This is a genomic window from Pseudomonas sp. FH4 (assembly GCF_000510915.2).
Taxonomy (GTDB): Bacteria; Pseudomonadota; Gammaproteobacteria; order Pseudomonadales; family Pseudomonadaceae; genus Aquipseudomonas; species Aquipseudomonas brenneri.
The window spans coordinates 166,868-184,071 of record NZ_AOHN01000005.1 but is presented as its reverse complement, the minus strand read 5'-3'; the positions used below and the strand labels follow the sequence as shown (position 1 = coordinate 184,071).

Below are 17,204 nucleotides of genomic sequence, written 5' to 3'. Positions count from 1 at the left end.
ACGGTGAGGTACATCGTGTCAACAAGCCGCACTGGAGAACATTATGTCGGTACCTGCGTTCAATCAGCCTATCGTCAACCTACCTAATGACGCCACGCGTCATGGGGCCGAAGCAAAGGCCAACACCACGGGCGCTGCCGCGCCGGCCACCGGACCAGCCTCCAAGGGGCCTAGTTTCGGCGGGCCAGAGACTAAGTTGGGGCCTGTGCTTGCTGGTGTGCAGAGCGATGCAGCTCGGGGGGGCAGGCCTCCGCACCATGGGAGCCCGCCGCCAAGGCCTTTTCCTCAGCAGCCGGATCCGATCTATTCAAAACGCAGCCATGATCAGTTGGCCCAGCAACTGCTGGACAACTTCAAGGTATTCAACGATCCGAAAAACCCGTCGTACATTACGCCACAAGGTTTGAAAACCAAGGCTGAAAGCCCTCTGACAGGCCATCCGCACAAGGACCAGGACACCCGGCTGGCGAGGGAAATCATGAAACGTCCGGACCTTCTCAAAGCGCTTGATCGCGACGGTCGTACGGGTGGGTTGGATGCTCAGCTTACCCGGCAAAACATCTATGACGTCATACGCTCCGACAACCCGTTGAAGTTCAAGGACGACGAACAACTCGCCAAGGACATGCTTAAGAACTTCAATCAGTTGAAAGGAAGCTTCTGGAGCAAAGATATCAAGTTCGCCGATCTCGATGCCAAGGCCCAGCGCCCGCTGACGGGTGACACTTACAGGGATCAACTCACCCAACTGGCAAGGGAGGTCTCCAACCGGTCCAACCTGCTGCAACAAATGGACAATACTGCTGGCCCCGACTATGACGGCAGGATCAACAAGAAAGCGTTGAAGAAGTTGTCCCGTTAGACCGCTGGCAGTACAGAACCGGGAAGTACCGCAAGTCTTTCGCGGTGTTTCCCGGTTCGCCCCGGATTCCCAATTTCTCGATGACAGGGCAGTCTGATACTGCCCGCATCCGCTCATCGCCTGCTACTTCAATGATCAGGAACTGTTTTCAGTGGGTTGCCACATAACGTGTATCTGGCGGCCTTTATGACGCTGCCGGTTTTACTCAAAGCGAGGGTGTTGACATGACTTCAACGTCGTTTGGAACTCAAACTCCCGGCCTGCCGCAATCCCTTCTTGTGCCTCCTTGCGAAAACAGCACGCAGGGCCAATCTATCGGCGTCCAGAGTCAGGATACGCCTGGCAAGGAAGGTGCCGAAGTTCAGCAATTCAAGAATTTTTCTGGTCAATACACATTCAAGGCCCCGGCAGCGGACGACTTTGCCAAGGGCATGCTGCCCTACCGACCCCCCGTTGCTCCAGGCGCCACAATGGAGGCTGGCGCAGGTGTCACAACGGGGCTGATCAGCGCTATAAAAGCCTTGCTGGGGGGGGCCAGGTCGGGAACGTTGTCGTCCCGAGAACCTGACTGAATCTGCGCCCAGGCCCTGCTCGTTGTTTACATGCAGTCATCGAAAATGATCGGCTACCCCGGAACCATTGCGGGCGGTAGGCCACATACTTTGCGCTTGTTGGAAGCCACTCTTGCAGTGACGGTGGTGGCCGGTCTGAGTATGGATCTAGTAAAGGTGGAAATGAAACATGGCAATTGACGGTGGGGTACCTCTGCTGCGGCCCGATATCACGAGCCGCCATGATGCGATACCGGATGACGCACAACAGAAAGCTCATGCTGCTTCAAGCGAGAACACGCCGCGTGGGTGGCAGGTTGACAATCAACCTTTGCCCAGCACGATTCGATCCTCAGGTTTCCGGCGCCCCTTGCGATGGGCCAGGCCTGACGAGATCACGCAGCATCATCAGGAGCTGAAAAACACGCCACCGGCGCGTGCAACCCATGTGAATCCCTATACCCAACTGCCGGATAGCCAGCTAGTGAAGGCGCTGGGTGATCATTTTTCCGCGCTGGAAAACTTTCATGAAAAATGAAGGATTGAAACTGTCGTCGCTGCAGCGAATCGCCAGTGAAAAAATGACTGATACACCAGCGCTCAATAACGCCATCCTGCTGGCCAGAGCCCTTGTCCTGCGCCCACGGTTGATCGACGCAATCCTCGATGAGAAGGGTTTTATAACGCGGCAAAGTCTGTCGAGGGCCGTAGAGGGCGTATTTGGCAACAGCGACCCGAATGCCTTCAGCTCGGACCCCTTTCACGCCAAGACCAATGTCGAGCTGGTGCAGGCGTTCAGGGCGGCATTTGATGAGCTGCGTGACAGGTCCCGGGACCGTATAAGCTTTTTTGAGAGCGTCGGCTATGTGCAGATCGAGAGGCTTGTCTCAATCAGCAGGGACCCGGACGAAATGGACAAGGAGGGCGTGGTTATTCGGGACCCTGCCACGGGGTTGCCGAAAAAGATGTACAGCGAACAACTGGTGTACATGTCCAAAAACCTGGTGGACCGCCCCAGGCTCTTGAGCTCACTGGAACGAATCCATTCTGGCTGGCGACGCATTTATGGCAGTCATTACCAGAAGGGGTGGTTGAGCAACAAAGACCTTGATGGCTGGCTTGAAAACAACAAGAACCTGTAGTGCCCCGGGGTTATTACACCCGCAGTATTTTCCCACTGATCGCTACGCCCAGCAGGAGCACGGCGATCAACACAAAGGCCACGCTCAGGCTGCTGCCGTGGGCGATAAAGCCGATCAGCGCGGGGCCTGCGAGAATACCTGCATAACCCAGTGTGGTAATGGCGGGCACCGCAATATGCTCCGGCATGACCGTTTGTTTGCCGACTGCGGTGTACAGCACCGGCACGATATTCGAACAGCCGGCGCCTACCAGTGCATAGCCCAGCAGCGCGGTCTCCCACGCGGGAAGCAGCGTGGCCAACAGCATGCCGGTGGTGGCCAGCGCGCCGCCGATCACGATTACCCGTGTGGCACCCAGGCGACGAACAATGGCATCACCGGTCAGGCGTCCGATGGTCATGGTCAAGGCAAACGCCGCATAACCCAGGCCCGCATAGGCTTCATCGAGGCCGCGTTCGTCACTGAGGAACACGGCGCTCCAGTCGAGCACGGCACCTTCTGCCAGGAACACGATAAAACACAGGCAGCCGATAAACAGCACCACGCCGTGCGGGATGGCAAAGGCTGGGCCGCGGCTCTCACTGCCGTAGGGCAACAAGTGCGGGGCCGCCTTGAGCAGTGCGGCCAGCGTAATCACGATGACCACCAGGGTGGCCGAAAGCGGTGAGAGCCCCAAGCCCAGCAACGCGCTGACACCCGCCGCCCCGACAATCCCTCCCAGGCTGAACAGCCCATGGAAACCCGACATCATGGTTTTGCCACTGGCCCGTTCAACGATCACCGCCTGCAGGTTGACGGTGGAGTCCACCGTGCCAAGGCCTGCACCGAACAGAAACAACCCTGCTATCAGCCACGGTATCGAGCTGACCGTGGCCAGCATCGGCAAGGCCACGCAAAGCAGGATCGTCCCGGCGCTGAGCACACGTCGGCAGCCATAGCGTGACGCCAGCACGCCGGCTACCGGCATGGCGATTATGGACCCCACGCCCAGGCACAACAGCAACAGGCCCAGCGTACCTTCGTTGAGTTGTGCGCGTGCCTTGGCATAGGGGACCAAGGGGGCCCAGGCGGCAATACCGAAGCCTGCAATAAAAAACGCGATACGGGTCGACATTTGTTCCAGGCGTCCTGGAACCACAGGCGCAGGGGTGGGAATGGCAGTCATGAAAATCCTTGGTTTTGCGTTCGGCGAACGATGTCCGGCGCGACATCCTTGCACATCAGGCCTTATCGAGCGAGCCAGGTTCCCTTGGGCGCCATGAACTTTCTTTTTACAACACGGAACACTTTTGCCAATGACCACCACATAAAGGCTATCGGACCTGCTTGAGGTGGCCTGGATGGTGCGTAATCCGTGTGAGTGGTGTTGAACCCCGGGCTGTTTGCACAGGATTACCACCTTCCAGGCCACTTCTGCATATGGATCAGGTGGCTGCCGGGACGTACGCCCTGACTTGTACGACGTCGGCGCCACTGACCCGTACCAGGACTGTGCCACGCGGCGTCGTTTCCTGGCCGACGTAGCTCTCCACCAGCACCCGATCCGCCGCCGTGGCGTGCAGCGATAGTTTATGGGGTTTGCGCAGCAGCTTTCGAACCAAGGTATCCACCGCAAATGATGGGTGGCCCCGGCGCACACTCTCGCAAAATGCTACCGCCACGGCGCGTGGGGGTGGTGGCGGAGGGGAGGGCAGGTTGGCCCCGGCGAACAGCAGGTTGAGCTGGTCGGCAGTGGCGACGGCCCGGGGGAAACCGGTAAAGGCCGAAACGAGCAACAGCAACTCAGTCAGTTCTCCCGCAGCCAGGCCCTGGGCGAGGCTGGTCTTGAAGTGCACGCTCAACGGCGGGCCGACCATGCCGGCGGCAACGATGGCTGCAAAAATCGCCGCTTCCTGCAGGCGCGGATCAAGGCCCTGGCGATCATGCAGATAGCCATACACCACACCGACCGCCAACTCGCCCAGGGCCGGTGCGGTATGGAACAACGCATCCAGTCGTGCGCCGCCATCAGGTACCAGCTCAATGAATGTTTTGCGGCCTTCGCGATAAAGCGCTTCAATGGGATTTTGCGGGGCAAGGGGCTTCATGGTGCATCCTCCGAGTAAATGAGGACGGCGTTTGCTCGACTGCGCACGGGCTTCGGCCTGATGAAAACGTCCATCCAGGGAGATAGGAGTGTAGAGGCCCCTGGCGCTTTTCCTATTATCGGCAATCGGCGGATGTTGAGGTGGACCACACAATGACCTTGTTCTACGACGCTCGCGGCAATATCTACGGAGTGGTCAGCCCGGCCCTGTTACGTCGCCGGGGCATTGCCGTGCCCACCAGCGCCGCACTGGCCGCCAGTACCCGCCAGGCGTGGACGGCGTCGGCGATAGCGTCTGAATGTGGCTGGGGAACGTCGCCGCGTCCAGCCGAGGCCAAGGCCTATCGCTGCGATGGTTTGCTGGTCGGGCCGTTTCAGGCTGCGCCGCCGTATGACCTGCTGATCATCAATACCGATGGTTCCCTGGCCGAGCGCAGCGGCAATGGCTTGACGATCTTTGCCCAGGCCCTGACGGATGCGGGGTTGATGACCCAGGCCTGCGAACTGCTGGTACACCATGACAAACCTGATGCGCTATCGCCGGTGGCGACATGGGTTGAGCCGGCGGTCCATGAGCAGGTTCCAGGGTTCTGGTTGGCGCTGGGGCAGCCGGCATTCGGGCCGCAGGCGGTAGGTGCGCAGGGGGTGGGGAGTGCCGAGCCGGGCCCTGTGAGTGCGCTGGCCGCGATCAACCCGCAATGGGCGCGCAGTCAATTTGTACGTATTGGCAATCCCCATTGTGTGACCTTGGTCGAACACGTATCGGCCTTGCCGGACAATCGGCAAATGCACCAGCCTGAGCTGTTCGACGCGTTGAAAGCGATTGCCTTTGCCCCTCCAGCAGGTGATGGCCGGCCCTGTGCGGCCGGGGTCAACCTGCAATGGGTCGCGCGCGCCGCAGCCAATCGGGTGATTGCCCGAGTATTTGAGCGTGGCGAGGGACCTACGGCGTCCTCCGGGACCAGTGCCAGCGCGGTTGCCTGTGCGGCTTGGCGGGCTGGCTGGGTCGAGGCGGGAGACGTTGCCGTGGTGATGCCGGGTGGCACGGCGCCGGTACGTCTGCAGGTTCAGGCGGATACGCTGCTAAGTGTCAGCCTGTTTGGGGCCGCGACGCACCAAGGCTGAGGGGTATACGTACTTGATTGTTTATAGAAACGTCACCTGCGCCGGCTGGCGCTTCATCAACACCTTGGCGTTGCGGATCGAATACAGCGCCAGGCCCTGGCTGCGAATGACTTCGTAGTCGCTGTCTGCCGACAGGATCAACAGGTTGGCCGGCCGCCCGGGCTCCAGGCCGTAGCGATCGCCCAAGGCCATGGCTTTGGCGCTGTTGTCGGTGACCAGGTCCAGGGCCCTCTGCAGGTTGCTGTAGCCGAGCATATGGCAGATATGCAAACCGGCTTCGAGCACCCGCAGGATGTTGCCGTTGCCCAGTGGGTACCAGGGGTCGACGATGGAGTCCTGGCCGAAGCAAACGTTCATGCCGGCCTCCAGCAATTCGTTGACCCGGGTCACGCCCCGGCGTTTGGGGAAACTATCGAAACGGCCCTGCAAGTGAATGCTTTCGGTGGGGCAGGACACAAAGCTGATGCCGGAGTGTCCCAGCAGGCGAAACAGTTTGGCGCAGTAGGCATTGTCGTAGGAGCCCATGGCCGTGGTGTGGCTGGCGGTGACGCGGCTACCCATGTCACGGCTGCGTGCCTCTTCGGCCAGCACTTCGAGAAATCGCGAGTGGGGGTCGTCGGTTTCATCACAATGCACGTCGACCAGGCAGCCCGTGCGTTCGGCCAGGTCCATGAGGAACTTGACCGAGCTGACCCCCTGGTCGCGTGTGTACTCGAAATGGGGAATGCCGCCGACCACATCGGCGCCGAGGCGAATGGCTTCCTCCATCAGCTCGCGGCCATTGCGGTAGGACTCGATGCCCTCCTGGGGAAACGCGACAATCTGCAGGTCGATCAGGTGGCTGCTCTCCTGGCGCACTTCGAGCATGGCCTTGAGCGCCGTCAAGTCTGGATCGGTGACGTCCACATGGGTGCGCACATGCTGGATGCCATGGGCCGCCAGGGCCTGGATGGTCTGTTTGGCGCGGGTCTTGGTGTCTTCCTGGGTGATGCTGGCCTTGCGTTCGCCCCAGCATTCGATCCCTTCAAACAGCGTCCCGCTCATATTCCAGCGCGGTTCGCCGGCGGTGAGGGTGGCGTCGAGGTGGATATGTGGCTCGACAAAAGGCGGCACCACCAGGTTACCGGCGGCATCCAGGTCGTCCGGTCCCAGGGGCGGTACGGCCGTTTGTGGGGTAATGCTGGCGATCCGGCCATGTTCCAGGTGCAGATCATGCAGGCCTTCACGGTTGCGCAGGCGGGCGTTGATGATATGCATGGGCAAGTTCCTCTTGGGCAAAAAGCAATCAGGCAGACAGCCGCCAGATCATCAGCGCGACGCCGATGTCCAGACGGTCATTGGGATTGTCCAGCGATAGCCCGCACAGGGCCTCGATGCGCTGGACGCGGTGGGTCAGGGTGTTGCGGTGGACCGCCAACCGCAGGGCCGCAGCCACAAGGTTACCATTGTCGAGGAACCAGGCTTGCAGGGTCGGCATCAGGCTGGGGCCGTGGCGTTGGTCATGGCGCAGCAGAGGCCCCAGGCGTTCATGGAGAAACTGGTCGAGTAGCCCGCGATCGCGCACCGCGCTCAGTAGCTTGAGCACCCCGAGTTCATCGTAGACACAGACACCGGCATGTTCGCCAAAGCGCCGGGCGACCACCAGCGCCTGGCGAGCTTCGTCCAGGGCCTGGGCCAGGCCGGCGGCCGGGTGTTGGGCCGCGCTCAAGCCGATACAGAGCTTTAGCGGGGCCAGGCGCAGATTCAATGGTTTGAGCCAGTTCGCCAGGCGTTGTCGGTGGTCCTGATGGGGGGCCGCAAGCAGCAGGGTCCATTGTCCAGCCCTGCCGAGCACGGGCAGGCGCGAGGGATGCTCGGCGGCGAACTGGCGCAATCGACGGGTAATGCCATCGTGCTGGCGGGCCAATTGGGTCTCGGCATCCCCCGCCAGGTTTTGCGCAAATAACGCGTCGCCGCCGTCCAGTTGCAACTGCACGACTTGCCAGTGCCCGGTCAGTGGCATGCCCAGTTGGCTGGCGCGGTGCAGGAGCAGGTCGAGGGATTGATAGTCTCCGGCCAACAGGCGCTCCAGCACGTCATGCCGTGAACGCCCCAACTGCTCGGACTCGATCAGCGCGGAACCGATGGCCTGGGTTACCAGGACCATTTTCAGTGAATAAGGTTGTTCGATCAGCGGCATCCCGGCGGCGTCGGCGGCGTCCAGCAATCCCGGGGCAATCCCCTGGATGTAATCCGGCCCCGTCAGAATCACCAGGCCGGCGACGCGCCGCGAGCAGGCTTCGTCCAGCAGGCGCAGGAGATTGGTCTCATCCCGTGGATGGTTGATGCCGGTGACGAACACCAGTTCACCGCCTAGCACCCACTCGGCAATGCCGTTGTTCTCGGCCACATAAGGCCAGCGCACGCCATTATCCAGGCCTGCGCTACCCGCGCGCAGGCTCATGGATTCCAGCCCCGGGAGGGCCAGCACATCCGCCACGGTCAGGCTCATGCCTGAACGTCAGCCAATGGCACGCGTATGCGCAGGACGGCCGTGAGCAGGATGTAAGTGGCGGCCGCAGCGACAATCCCTACCAGGGGCGCAACCCACGGCGAGCTGAATGCCAGCACCGTCCCGACGGCATAGGCCATCAGCCCCGGCCAATTGAACGCCGGCAAGCGCACGTCTGCCAGCCGAGGATACTGGCCGCGATAGCGATAGAAGAAGTCGGCCATGATCACCCCGCCAATCGGTGGAATCACGGTGCCCAGCAAAATCAGGTAGGGCACCAGCATGTCGTACATGCCCAGCAAGGCCAGCAGGGTACCGATCACGGCGCCGGCCAGGGTCACGGTCTTGCGCCGTCTGGTACGCAGCAGGTTGCAGCCGGCGACGGCGAAGTTGTAGATGGTGTTGTCCTGGGTACTCCAGATATTGAGCAGCAACATGGCCATTGCGGCCATGGCGAAACCTTGCAGCAGCAACACTTCCACCACATCCGGCTGTTGATAGACGATGGCACCATAGGCACCGATCAGCACCATCAGGCCGTTGCCGATAAAAAAGCCGATCAGGCTGGCCAGTACCGCCACCTTGGCCGAGCGGGAAAACCGTGTCCAGTTGGTCGCCTGGGTGGCGCCACTGACAAAGGTGCCGAATACCAGGGTAATGGCCGTGGACAGATCCAGCGCGCCACTCGGCACGACCGCGAGCAAGCCTTCAAGCCCGCCGACTTTCACGGTGGCCACCCACATCGACAGCAACAGCAGCAGGCCCATGGCCGGGACGGCAATGTAAGAGAGGATTTCCAGGCCTCGATAACCCACGTAGGCCGTGGCGCAGAACACCAGGCCGAACAGCACCATCAGCGCCAGCACGCTGCCCTGGCTCAATTCGAAATATTTGCCCAGCACCACGGCCGCCGTGGCGGTGCCCCAGGCGTACCAGCCAATCTGGGTGAATCCCAGGATCAGGTCGCTCAACTTGCTACCCACTTCACCGAAGCAGAAACGCCCCATCAGCACCGAGTTCAAGCCGCTCTTGAAGGCGATGTAACCCAGGCCTGCGGCGTAGATACCCAACAGCAGGTTACCCAGGGCCACGACACCGAGCATCTGGGTAAAACTGAAGGCCACCCCCAGCTTGCCGCCGGCGAACATGGTCGCGGTAAAAAAGGTAAAGCCCAGCAACACCATGGCCGTGGAGCCAAGGCCCTTGCGTGCATGCATAGGCACTTCGCTGAGAGGGTAATCGTTGCCCGGTTCGTTCTGCGTCATGTGCCGTTCCCCTGTGAGTGACACAGGGCCTGTTGCAGCGCGCGTGCCAACTGCGTGGCAGTGATGGGTGCACGGTGGGCGCTGTGCAGGTTGCACAGTATTCAGGGCTGGGCAGGCCCGGAAGGCGAAATTGCTTGTGGGTGTTGCCCTGCCGGGCACGAATGCGGTGCAGGGGTGATACAAATTGGATCACTACGCCTGGGTGTCAGTCGAACAGGGTTTGGGTGATGTCCCCGCGGTGAAAGGCGAAGGCCGCTTCAAGATCACTCTCGATGGTGCGCCCGCGTGACAGGGGCGGCAGTTCGTCGAGGCGGAAGAAACCGACGTCGGTGGTTTCAAAACCCGCCATGGGAGCGGCCTGGTCGGTGCGCTCGCAGAGAAAATACAACTTGTAGAAGTCCCGCACGTCGGGCCGGTACAGGCCCTTGGCTTTGTGGGTCACGCTGTACAGCGCCCGTGCGGTGACACTCAGCCCAGCCTCTTCGTGAAGCTCCTTGACGATGTTTTCGGCGGCCGACAACCCGATATCGGCATAGCCCCCCGGCAATGCCCAGCAGCCATCCGTCGCTTCGCGCACCAGCAGGATCCGATCGCCTTCAATCAGCGCGCCACGGACATCGATCATTGGTGTTGAATAACGTTGGGCGAAGTCCGAGACCAGTCCGGTAATGCGCTCCAGCGGCACGTGCCCCAACTGCGCGAGCATGTTGTGGGCAATCTGGGCGATCTCTTCCAGGCGTTCGCGCTCGAAGTCATCGGTGCAAAAGTGCAGCCCGGTGGAGGCCAATGCCTGCAGGCGCTTGGCCTGGGCCAGCCAGGTGGATTCCATGGTTCAGTTCCTTGAGTTGCGGCGAAGTCTGGTTTTAATCGCTGTGATCCTCGAACGCAAACCCTTACGCCGAGGGCGCCTCAAAAATCGCCTCGATCGGGCGCTCAAACAGCCTGGCTATTTTGAAGGCCAGCGGCAAACTGGGGTCGTAGCGGCCGGTCTCGATGGCGTTGACGGTCTGGCGCGACACTTCAAGTTGTGCCGCCAGATCCGCCTGGGACCAGCCCCGTTCGGTGCGCAGTTCGCGCATCAGGTTGTTCATCGATAACGCCTTGCGCCGATCACCGTGGCCACTGCCCAGATACCGCCCATGAGGGGCCATACAAAAAACATCGACAGGCGTGGCAGGCCGGCGGTTTCCAGGAAGCCATAACTGAAAGTGATCAGCGCCGTGCAGATGAACGCGATGCCCAGAGCTTCCAATTGAATCTTGCGGCCCATTTCATCCATCCGGCCCAATTGACGGATCACCACGAAGGCCAAGGCAATCAGCGGGATGACCGGAACCAGGGCTAGGGCGATTTTCCCGGACCCTTCGGGAGCATCGGCCAGGAAGTGGGTGCTGACGAGCACGGCAGCCAGGTAGGCGGCCAGGGCAATGAAGAACTCCACCAGGTAGCGTTTGATCGACATAGGAACCTCTGAAAGTAAAGGGTGCTTTACATTGGAGGGGCGATCAGTATATGTCAAGCTCGCTTTACATTCGAGGCTGCCTGAACGACGGGTACAAAAAAACCACCGCTGTGGGTGGTTTTTTCAACTCATCGCCTTACTCTCCGCGATAAATGCAACCGCTGGTGCAGGTTTCATGAATACGGATGGCGCTCAGCTCTGGCAGCAACGGCTTCAACTCGTTCCAGATCCACTTGGCCAGCACTTCGCTGGTAGGGTTTTCCAGGCCGGGGATGTCGTTGAGGTAGTTATGGTCGAGGCGCTCGTAGAGCGGCTTGAAAATCGCCTTGATCTCCGAAAAGTCACGGATCCAGCCGGTATGCGGATCGAGGTCGCCGCTCAGGTGGATGGCCACCTTGAACGAGTGACCGTGCAGGCGCCCGCATTTGTGGCCTTCGGGGACGTGAGGCAAGCGGTGGGCGGACTCGAATGTGAACTCTTTGAAAATTTCCACGGTATGACCTGTAAGGCAGGAGTTTCTAGGGCGATGTGCGATTGTCAGTATCGGGTGGGCGCTTGATGGGCCCGGGCGAGCGACGTGGTGCGCATTCTAACCTGTTTTATCAAGCGATCTGGCGGTGTGTGTAAAGTCCGGTTATTCCTGGGACCATACCGTTGTACTGACCTTGACCCCATCACCGCACGGCAGTGCGCGCTGCGACCCTCGGCGCTCCAGTTCTGCATACGCGCGTGCGCACTGCTCCTGCCCTTGGGCGACGGCGTTATCAATGCTGATATTGCCGGTGGTTTCGGACACCAGGTCGCCATTTTTCTCCACTCTGATCAATGGCCGTTCGGGCTGAATCGCAAAGCGGCTTTTCGTCGGCTCGGGGTTCAGTACCGGGGCGGTGGGGGCTGCTGGCAATTGATCCTCGGTGACGCCATACCGAGTGAGAAGCGACGGATTGGGCAGGTCTTGCGCGTTTGCATGGCCTAGTGCCAAAAGCAGCAACAAAAAAAGGCTACATGTTTTGTTGTTAAAACCCATGATGAGTGTTTTCCATGGTTGATTCCGGTTGGGCTGGATTAAAGAACAACTTGTTGTTGTCGCAGCCACGTTTACGGCAAGGAGTTTCCAGCCAGGTAGAAGAACCGTAGCGGTTGCCAAACTGCGTGCCAGGTTCATAAACCTTGAACGAGGAAGGGTTGAAACTGGTGTTGCTGCATCCGCCAGTCATCAGGACGATAGTGAAGAGGCCCAGGAACTTCATGAGTTTCATAGGAAAAGGTCCGCTTTAAGTTGATCAGTGTTTTACAAGGCTGCCCAAGAGCCAGGCAGTACAGTCCAGGGCCTAGGGCTCTTCAGACTCGAACTCCAGCAAGTCGCCGGGCTGGCAATCCAGGGCGATACAGAGCTTGTTCAGGGTTTCGAGTTTAAAGCCTTTGATTTTTCCGTTTTTCAATAGCGACAGATTGGCTTCCGTAATCCCAATGGCTTCTGCAAGCTGGTTGGAGCGGATCTTTTTCTTCGCCATCATGACGTCCAAACGAATAATGATGGTCATGGTTTAGATGATGCTTTTGTTTTCATCGTTGATAACTTTTGACTCAGCCACTATGAGTGAAAATGCGCAAAGGAATATGCCTTGCAGTATTCCATAGATGGCTTGGGACGAAATACCAATGCCGATGCTGATGCTTCGCTCATTGGGTGGCATATCGATAGCAAAGGCCAGCCCTTGAAGCGTCTCAATAATGGGGGTCAGCAGGGGGTTAATAATAAACAGTAAGCCCATCCACCACAGCATTCTGATGTTTGACTCGGTCCAGATATTACCTTTGGAAATACCCATGAAAAACAGCCCGGTGAGCACCAGTGCAACAATCGTCAGGCTGATGGGCAGCATTTCCAATGCCAGGGCCAGGCCCATGGCCAGCGAAGATGGCTGATAGCCGGGTGCCAGCAACAAAGGCATCTGTTCGCCGTAGGTCTTCATGTAGTCCGCCAGGGCGCTGGGAAAGTCGAAGACCCAGAACAAAATGGGCGCGCCGAACTCGATCAATGCGACGCACCATGCCAGCAGCGCGGCAAATGCCCCGATGGATCGCAGTCGGGTGTTGGTGGAGATGGAGTCGAGATGATTGTTCATGGGTAGATCCATACGGGCTGATGGAAGAATAATCCATGAATAATTATCTAGTTACAATAATTTCTTTCGAAAAATAATTAGCCGTGCTTGCGGCAGGCAATTCAGAGCTCGATCAGGCGCTCGCCCAATCTGCCGCTATCGACCAATTCAAGGAATTCATCACCCAAGCGCTGGCTTTCACTCATTGCGGTTTGCCAGTACTGATTGCGGCGGGCGTCGTCCCCCAGAAAGCGCTTGAAGTCGCTTCGATCCGGCAATTTGCCGTGGGGCAGGCGGGCCAGATAGTCCCGTGACGGGGCCACTAGCAACACATCCTGCAAGCCCTGCGGGTTGCTGCGCCGCCAGGGCAGGCTCTTGTCGAACCAGCCGGGGATGACCCGATCGGTGAAGTGCGGGTACAGCACAATGTCATCGCCGTGGTAGGGCAGGTCGAGGTGGTAGTCCAGCAGGCCGCCATCGCGATAGGTGCCAGCACCGGCGCCCGGCAAGTCGCGCACGCCTTGCATGACCATCGGGATCGAACCGGACGCCAGCAATGCCTGGCGCAGGTTGCCCAGTTCCAGGTCGAGAAAGCGTGAAGGGAAGTCCTTGAGCGGGTGCAGGGGTGGCGCCTGGCGCGGGTCGTGGATGATCAGTCGCTCAAAATGCCGGGACAGTCGCGCACGGCCGCGCAGGTTGTCGGCGATCACCGAGGACAGTCCCAGGCCCAGGCGGCCACGGTGGTCGTCGGCCAGCAGGCCATGGCTTTTGACGACAACGATGTTCAGGCGATAGTGCGGGTTGGCCAGAAGCATCGCATCGCGGCCGGCCAGCAGGTCATCGAGCATGCGCTGGCAGCTCTGGCTGACCTCGGCCATGGTCACGCCCTTGGCAAAGCGTTGCTCGTTGTACAGGCGACCGAGATCGAGCAGACCCTGCACCGGGTCGGGCAGGCAGGCGCTGGCAAAGCGCCAGGAACCGATGGACGCACCAATCAGCGAGCGCTCGCGGGGCGCGCGCGCCAGCCAGTCACCGAACAGCGCCAAGTCCAGGCCCTGGATCCCCAATGCCTTGGGGCCACCGGCCGCGCCGGGCAGGATGCCCACGTCTTGAGGTTTGAGGCCTTGCTCGCGAATGCGTGAAAAGGCGCGCTGGCCAGCCTTGATCGTCAGGGCTGGGAACTTGATGTGGATGGCCGTCATACCGATCTCTGTGCAGGCGAGCGGGGCAGTATAGGAAATCTTCCCCAGGGCCTGGCAAGGGGTTGTGGGATAATTGCCATGATGGCAATTCAGTTTCAGTTAAGTTGCGATCCGTACTGTGGGGGCCGTAGGCAAAACATCCTGAAATGGAGAATCATCATGAAAATCCTCACGGCAACTATTGCCGCCAGTATCATCGCCCTCACCACCGGCCTGGCTCAGGCGCGGGACCTGGGGCCGGATGAAGCGCTGAAATTGCGTGACGCTGGTACCATCCAGTCTTTCGAGAAGCTCAATGCCGCTGCCCTGGCCAAACATCCTGGCGGCACCGTGCATGAGACCGAGCTGGAACAGGAGTACGGCAAGTATATTTACCAGGTTGACCTGCGCGATGCCCAAGGTGTGGAGTGGGATGTGGAATTGGACGCGGTCACCGGGCAAGTCCTCAAGGATCATCAGGATACGTAATGAAGGTAAATCTACGCACCGGCAGTCGACTGGCGCTGGTGCTCCTGGCCTTTTGCTCGGTGGTGGCTGCCCGGGACCTCAATCAGGACGAAGCCCTGGCGCTGCGCCAGCAAGGGGTGATCCTGCCCCTTGAACAACTGTTGCAGCAGGCCATGGCGCGGCATGCCGGCTCCCGGTTGCTGGAGGCCGAGCTTGAGAGTAAACACGGTAGTTACGTCTATGAAGTGGAGCTGGTGACCACCGACGGCGTGGTTCGGGAAATCAAACTGGACGCGACCACCGGCGTACTGCTTAAAGACGAGGAAGATGACTGATGCGCCTGCTTCTGGTGGAAGACCACGTGCCCCTGGCCGATGAGTTGATGGCCGGGCTCAAAACCCAGGGCTATGCGGTGGATTGGCTGGCGGACGGTCGCGATGCGGTGTATCAGGGGCGCAGCGAGCCTTACGACCTGATCATCCTTGACCTCGGCCTGCCCGGGTTGCCGGGGCTTGAGGTGCTGAGCCAATGGCGCGCCGCTGCCCTGGCGACCCCGGTATTGATCCTCACCGCCCGCGACTCCTGGGCCGAGCGCATCGAAGGGCTCAAGGCCGGGGCCGACGATTACTTGAGCAAGCCGTTTCACCCCGAGGAGTTGCACCTGCGCATCCAGGCCCTGTTGCGCCGTTCCCATGGCCAGGCCAACCAGCCGACGCTACAGGCGGCCGGCCTGCACCTGGATGAAGGCCGCCAGTGCGTGATACGCGACGGTGCCGAGGTGCAACTGACCGCTGCCGAGTTTCGCCTGCTGCGCTACTTCATGCTGCATCCCGAGCAGATCCTGTCGAAAAGCCATTTGGCCGAACATTTGTATGACGGTGAAACCGAACGTGACTCCAACGTCCTCGAAGTCCATGTCAACCACCTGCGGCGCAAGCTCGGCCGTAGCGTAATTGAAACCCGGCGCGGCCAGGGTTATCGCTTTGGCGCCAGCCCCACGTGAGGTCGATCCAGCGGCGGCTGAGCCTGGGGCTGATCAGCGTGATGGTGATCGTCGGCCTGGTGCTGGCGCAAACCAGCCTGTGGCTGTTCGAAATGGGCCTGCAGCGCTACCTGGAGGCTGGCCTGCGCAACGACAGCGAAAACCTGCTGGTGGCCCTGGTGCGCGGCCCAGGTGGTGTGCAACTGGATGAGCAACGCTTGTCGCCGGCCTATCAACGGCCGTTCTCCGGGCATTATTTTCGTATCGACTTCAGTGACAACCACTGGCGCTCCCGCTCACTGTGGGACCAGGAGCTGCCGCAACTGCCCCAGGCTGGCTTGAAGGGTAATCTGCAGTTGGGGCCCGAAGGCCAGCAATTATTGATATTGCGCTCGGACTACAAACGGTTTGGCCAGGCGATTTCGATCAGCGTGGCCCAGGACTACACACCTGTCAGGGAAAGTTTTCGCCTGATGCGCCAAGTTGGCCTGGTCCTCGGGTTGGCGGCGTTACTGCTGATCCTGGTTCTGCAGCGTGTCACTGTGCGCCGGGCGCTGCGGCCACTGGAAACCGCCCGCGAGCAGATTGCGCAGTTGCAGCAAGGCCAGCGCTCTCAACTGGATACCCAGGTGCCAGTGGAGCTGGAACCGCTGGTGGCGCAGATCAATCACCTGTTGGCCCATACCGAAGACAGCCTCAAGCGCTCACGCAATGCCTTGGGCAACCTCGGCCATGCCCTGAAAACCCCATTGGCGGTGTTACTGAGCGTGGCGTCCAGCGAGCAGCTCAAGGACCGGCCACAGTTGGCCAAGCTGCTTCGTGAACAATTGACGCAAGTGCAGCAGCGGCTCAACCGTGAACTCAACCGCGCGCGTCTGGCCGGTGAAACCCTGCCTGGTGCATTGTTCGACTGCGACAGTGAACTGCCGGGCCTGCTGGCGACCCTGAATATGATCCACGGCGAGCACCTGGACTTGAGCTACCACGTGCGCCCTGGCCTGCAATTGCCGTGGGACCGCGAAGACTTGCTGGAGCTGCTGGGCAATCTGCTGGACAACGCCTGTAAATGGGCGGATGCCGAAGTGCGCCTGAGCATTGAGCAGACTGCGCACAATTACCAATTGATCGTCGAGGATGACGGCCCGGGCATTCCCGAGAGTCAGCGTGACCAGGTTTTCAGCCGTGGTACCCGCCTGGACGAACAAACCCATGGCCACGGCCTGGGGTTGGGCATCGTGCGCGATATCGTCGAGGTGTGGGGGGGCGCGTTGCAGTTGCACGAGAGTGAACTGGGCGGCCTCAAGGTGCTGATCGAGTTGCCTCGACGCCCAACCTGATTGGCCGAAAGGCCATCAATGTGGGGAGCCGATTTGCAACAAGACTTTTCTTGCGGCGCCTGGGCGGGACAATTTCGCATATAACAACGACCTGGCTAGCCGTGCCAAGTAAGTTTCCCAGGCTTGCAGGCACGGCATCTGCCA

Annotated in this window: 22 protein-coding genes; 8 read left to right on the top strand and 14 right to left on the bottom strand. The window is 60.1% G+C overall.

The window, feature by feature from the left end; translation table 11 throughout:
• Nucleotides 1-43: 43 nt before the first annotated feature.
• The 3 genes from H097_RS28590 (at nt 44) to H097_RS03875 (ending at nt 2,555) form a co-directional block, all read left to right on the top strand.
• The gene (locus H097_RS28590) at nt 44-862 is read left to right on the top strand and encodes a hypothetical protein (RefSeq protein ID WP_223232715.1); all 819 of its coding nucleotides are present in this window, start codon (nt 44-46) and stop codon (nt 860-862) included.
• 741 nt (nt 863-1,603) lie between these two features.
• A complete protein-coding gene (locus H097_RS28105) occupies nt 1,604-1,951 on the top strand; it encodes a hypothetical protein (protein WP_156356773.1) in 348 nt (115 codons plus the stop codon).
• The gene (locus tag H097_RS03875) at nt 1,941-2,555 is read left to right on the top strand and encodes a hypothetical protein (protein WP_032857483.1); all 615 of its coding nucleotides are present in this window, start codon (nt 1,941-1,943) and stop codon (nt 2,553-2,555) included. Before H097_RS28105 ends, H097_RS03875 begins: the two co-directional genes overlap by 11 nt.
• Nucleotides 2,556-2,568: 13 nt before the next feature.
• Here H097_RS03875 and H097_RS03870 read toward each other — a convergent pair whose 3' ends face one another.
• Nucleotides 2,569-3,720, bottom strand: coding sequence for an MFS transporter (locus tag H097_RS03870; protein ID WP_032857482.1), 1,152 nt, complete (start codon nt 3,718-3,720; stop codon nt 2,569-2,571).
• Nucleotides 3,721-3,979: 259 nt separating this feature from the next.
• Nucleotides 3,980-4,642, bottom strand: coding sequence for a carboxymuconolactone decarboxylase family protein (locus tag H097_RS03865; RefSeq protein ID WP_032857480.1), 663 nt, complete (start codon nt 4,640-4,642; stop codon nt 3,980-3,982).
• Between the two features lie 152 nt (nt 4,643-4,794).
• On the opposite strand from H097_RS03865, the gene H097_RS03860 reads away from it, so the two are divergent.
• On the top strand, nt 4,795-5,766 hold the full coding sequence (locus tag H097_RS03860) for a DeoR family transcriptional regulator (RefSeq protein WP_032857478.1): 972 nt from the start codon (nt 4,795-4,797) through the stop codon (nt 5,764-5,766).
• 21 nt (nt 5,767-5,787) lie between these two features.
• On the opposite strand, the gene codA is transcribed toward H097_RS03860, so the two are convergent.
• The 12 genes from codA to H097_RS03800 form a co-directional block, all read right to left on the bottom strand.
• Nucleotides 5,788-7,023, bottom strand: a complete 1,236-nt coding sequence (gene codA, locus H097_RS03855; RefSeq protein ID WP_032857477.1) for a cytosine deaminase — start codon at nt 7,021-7,023, stop codon at nt 5,788-5,790.
• A gap of 28 nt (nt 7,024-7,051) precedes the next feature.
• Nucleotides 7,052-8,257 carry a PucR family transcriptional regulator gene (locus tag H097_RS03850; RefSeq protein ID WP_032857475.1) on the bottom strand — a complete coding sequence of 402 codons (1,206 nt, stop codon included), beginning with the start codon at nt 8,255-8,257 and terminating at the stop codon, nt 7,052-7,054.
• On the bottom strand, nt 8,254-9,522 hold the full coding sequence (codB, locus tag H097_RS03845) for a cytosine permease (protein ID WP_032857473.1): 1,269 nt from the start codon (nt 9,520-9,522) through the stop codon (nt 8,254-8,256). The genes H097_RS03850 and codB overlap by 4 nt, the downstream gene beginning before the upstream one ends.
• Nucleotides 9,523-9,727: 205 nt before the next feature.
• Nucleotides 9,728-10,351, bottom strand: a complete 624-nt coding sequence (locus tag H097_RS03840) for an NUDIX hydrolase (protein ID WP_032857471.1) — start codon at nt 10,349-10,351, stop codon at nt 9,728-9,730.
• A 64-nt stretch (nt 10,352-10,415) separates the two neighbouring features.
• The gene (locus tag H097_RS03835) at nt 10,416-10,613 is read right to left on the bottom strand and encodes a helix-turn-helix transcriptional regulator (RefSeq protein WP_032857469.1); all 198 of its coding nucleotides are present in this window, start codon (nt 10,611-10,613) and stop codon (nt 10,416-10,418) included.
• Nucleotides 10,610-10,984, bottom strand: coding sequence for a hypothetical protein (locus tag H097_RS03830; RefSeq protein WP_032857467.1), 375 nt, complete (start codon nt 10,982-10,984; stop codon nt 10,610-10,612). The genes H097_RS03835 and H097_RS03830 overlap by 4 nt, the downstream gene beginning before the upstream one ends.
• Before the next feature lie 136 nt (nt 10,985-11,120).
• The gene (gene queD / locus H097_RS03825; RefSeq protein WP_003190259.1) at nt 11,121-11,477 is read right to left on the bottom strand and encodes a 6-carboxytetrahydropterin synthase QueD; all 357 of its coding nucleotides are present in this window, start codon (nt 11,475-11,477) and stop codon (nt 11,121-11,123) included.
• Between the two features lie 141 nt (nt 11,478-11,618).
• Nucleotides 11,619-12,011, bottom strand: a complete 393-nt coding sequence (locus tag H097_RS03820; RefSeq protein WP_032857465.1) for a hypothetical protein — start codon at nt 12,009-12,011, stop codon at nt 11,619-11,621.
• Complete coding sequence (locus H097_RS03815) at nt 12,001-12,243, bottom strand: hypothetical protein (protein WP_146552239.1); 243 nt, start codon at nt 12,241-12,243, stop codon at nt 12,001-12,003. The genes H097_RS03820 and H097_RS03815 overlap by 11 nt, the downstream gene beginning before the upstream one ends.
• 72 nt (nt 12,244-12,315) lie before the next feature.
• The gene (locus H097_RS03810; protein WP_032857464.1) at nt 12,316-12,528 is read right to left on the bottom strand and encodes a helix-turn-helix transcriptional regulator; all 213 of its coding nucleotides are present in this window, start codon (nt 12,526-12,528) and stop codon (nt 12,316-12,318) included.
• Nucleotides 12,529-12,531: 3 nt separating this feature from the next.
• Complete coding sequence (locus tag H097_RS03805) at nt 12,532-13,113, bottom strand: hypothetical protein (RefSeq protein WP_032857462.1); 582 nt, start codon at nt 13,111-13,113, stop codon at nt 12,532-12,534.
• Between the two features lie 101 nt (nt 13,114-13,214).
• On the bottom strand, nt 13,215-14,294 hold the full coding sequence (locus H097_RS03800) for a hypothetical protein (RefSeq protein ID WP_032857461.1): 1,080 nt from the start codon (nt 14,292-14,294) through the stop codon (nt 13,215-13,217).
• A 159-nt stretch (nt 14,295-14,453) separates the two neighbouring features.
• On the opposite strand from H097_RS03800, the gene H097_RS03795 reads away from it, so the two are divergent.
• Genes H097_RS03795 through H097_RS03780 form a run of 4 tightly spaced genes read left to right on the top strand, consistent with a single transcriptional unit; the run spans nt 14,454 to nt 17,060 of the window.
• Entirely contained in the window at nt 14,454-14,762 is a 309-nt protein-coding gene (locus tag H097_RS03795; protein ID WP_032857459.1) for a PepSY domain-containing protein, read from the top strand.
• Complete coding sequence (locus H097_RS03790) at nt 14,762-15,076, top strand: PepSY domain-containing protein (protein WP_032857456.1); 315 nt, start codon at nt 14,762-14,764, stop codon at nt 15,074-15,076. Before H097_RS03795 ends, H097_RS03790 begins: the two co-directional genes overlap by 1 nt.
• The gene (locus tag H097_RS03785) at nt 15,076-15,744 is read left to right on the top strand and encodes a response regulator transcription factor (protein WP_032857454.1); all 669 of its coding nucleotides are present in this window, start codon (nt 15,076-15,078) and stop codon (nt 15,742-15,744) included. Before H097_RS03790 ends, H097_RS03785 begins: the two co-directional genes overlap by 1 nt.
• Entirely contained in the window at nt 15,741-17,060 is a 1,320-nt protein-coding gene (locus H097_RS03780; protein WP_032857451.1) for a sensor histidine kinase, read from the top strand. The genes H097_RS03785 and H097_RS03780 overlap by 4 nt, the downstream gene beginning before the upstream one ends.
• Nucleotides 17,061-17,204: the final 144 nt, after the last annotated feature.

Coding starts and splice junctions, on each gene's coding strand:
- H097_RS28590 (WP_223232715.1), top strand. CDS start 44: ATGTCGGTACCTGCGTTCAATCAGCCTATCGTCAACCTACCTAATGAC.
- H097_RS28105 (WP_156356773.1), top strand. CDS start 1,604: ATGGCAATTGACGGTGGGGTACCTCTGCTGCGGCCCGATATCACGAGC.
- H097_RS03875 (WP_032857483.1), top strand. CDS start 1,941: ATGAAAAATGAAGGATTGAAACTGTCGTCGCTGCAGCGAATCGCCAGT.
- H097_RS03870 (WP_032857482.1), bottom strand. CDS start 3,720: ATGACTGCCATTCCCACCCCTGCGCCTGTGGTTCCAGGACGCCTGGAA.
- H097_RS03865 (WP_032857480.1), bottom strand. CDS start 4,642: ATGAAGCCCCTTGCCCCGCAAAATCCCATTGAAGCGCTTTATCGCGAA.
- H097_RS03860 (WP_032857478.1), top strand. CDS start 4,795: ATGACCTTGTTCTACGACGCTCGCGGCAATATCTACGGAGTGGTCAGC.
- codA (WP_032857477.1), bottom strand. CDS start 7,023: ATGCATATCATCAACGCCCGCCTGCGCAACCGTGAAGGCCTGCATGAT.
- H097_RS03850 (WP_032857475.1), bottom strand. CDS start 8,257: ATGAGCCTGACCGTGGCGGATGTGCTGGCCCTCCCGGGGCTGGAATCC.
- codB (WP_032857473.1), bottom strand. CDS start 9,522: ATGACGCAGAACGAACCGGGCAACGATTACCCTCTCAGCGAAGTGCCT.
- H097_RS03840 (WP_032857471.1), bottom strand. CDS start 10,351: ATGGAATCCACCTGGCTGGCCCAGGCCAAGCGCCTGCAGGCATTGGCC.
- H097_RS03835 (WP_032857469.1), bottom strand. CDS start 10,613: ATGAACAACCTGATGCGCGAACTGCGCACCGAACGGGGCTGGTCCCAG.
- H097_RS03830 (WP_032857467.1), bottom strand. CDS start 10,984: ATGTCGATCAAACGCTACCTGGTGGAGTTCTTCATTGCCCTGGCCGCC.
- H097_RS03820 (WP_032857465.1), bottom strand. CDS start 12,011: ATGGGTTTTAACAACAAAACATGTAGCCTTTTTTTGTTGCTGCTTTTG.
- H097_RS03815 (WP_146552239.1), bottom strand. CDS start 12,243: ATGAAACTCATGAAGTTCCTGGGCCTCTTCACTATCGTCCTGATGACT.
- H097_RS03810 (WP_032857464.1), bottom strand. CDS start 12,528: ATGACCATCATTATTCGTTTGGACGTCATGATGGCGAAGAAAAAGATC.
- H097_RS03805 (WP_032857462.1), bottom strand. CDS start 13,113: ATGAACAATCATCTCGACTCCATCTCCACCAACACCCGACTGCGATCC.
- H097_RS03800 (WP_032857461.1), bottom strand. CDS start 14,294: ATGACGGCCATCCACATCAAGTTCCCAGCCCTGACGATCAAGGCTGGC.
- H097_RS03795 (WP_032857459.1), top strand. CDS start 14,454: ATGAAAATCCTCACGGCAACTATTGCCGCCAGTATCATCGCCCTCACC.
- H097_RS03790 (WP_032857456.1), top strand. CDS start 14,762: ATGAAGGTAAATCTACGCACCGGCAGTCGACTGGCGCTGGTGCTCCTG.
- H097_RS03785 (WP_032857454.1), top strand. CDS start 15,076: ATGCGCCTGCTTCTGGTGGAAGACCACGTGCCCCTGGCCGATGAGTTG.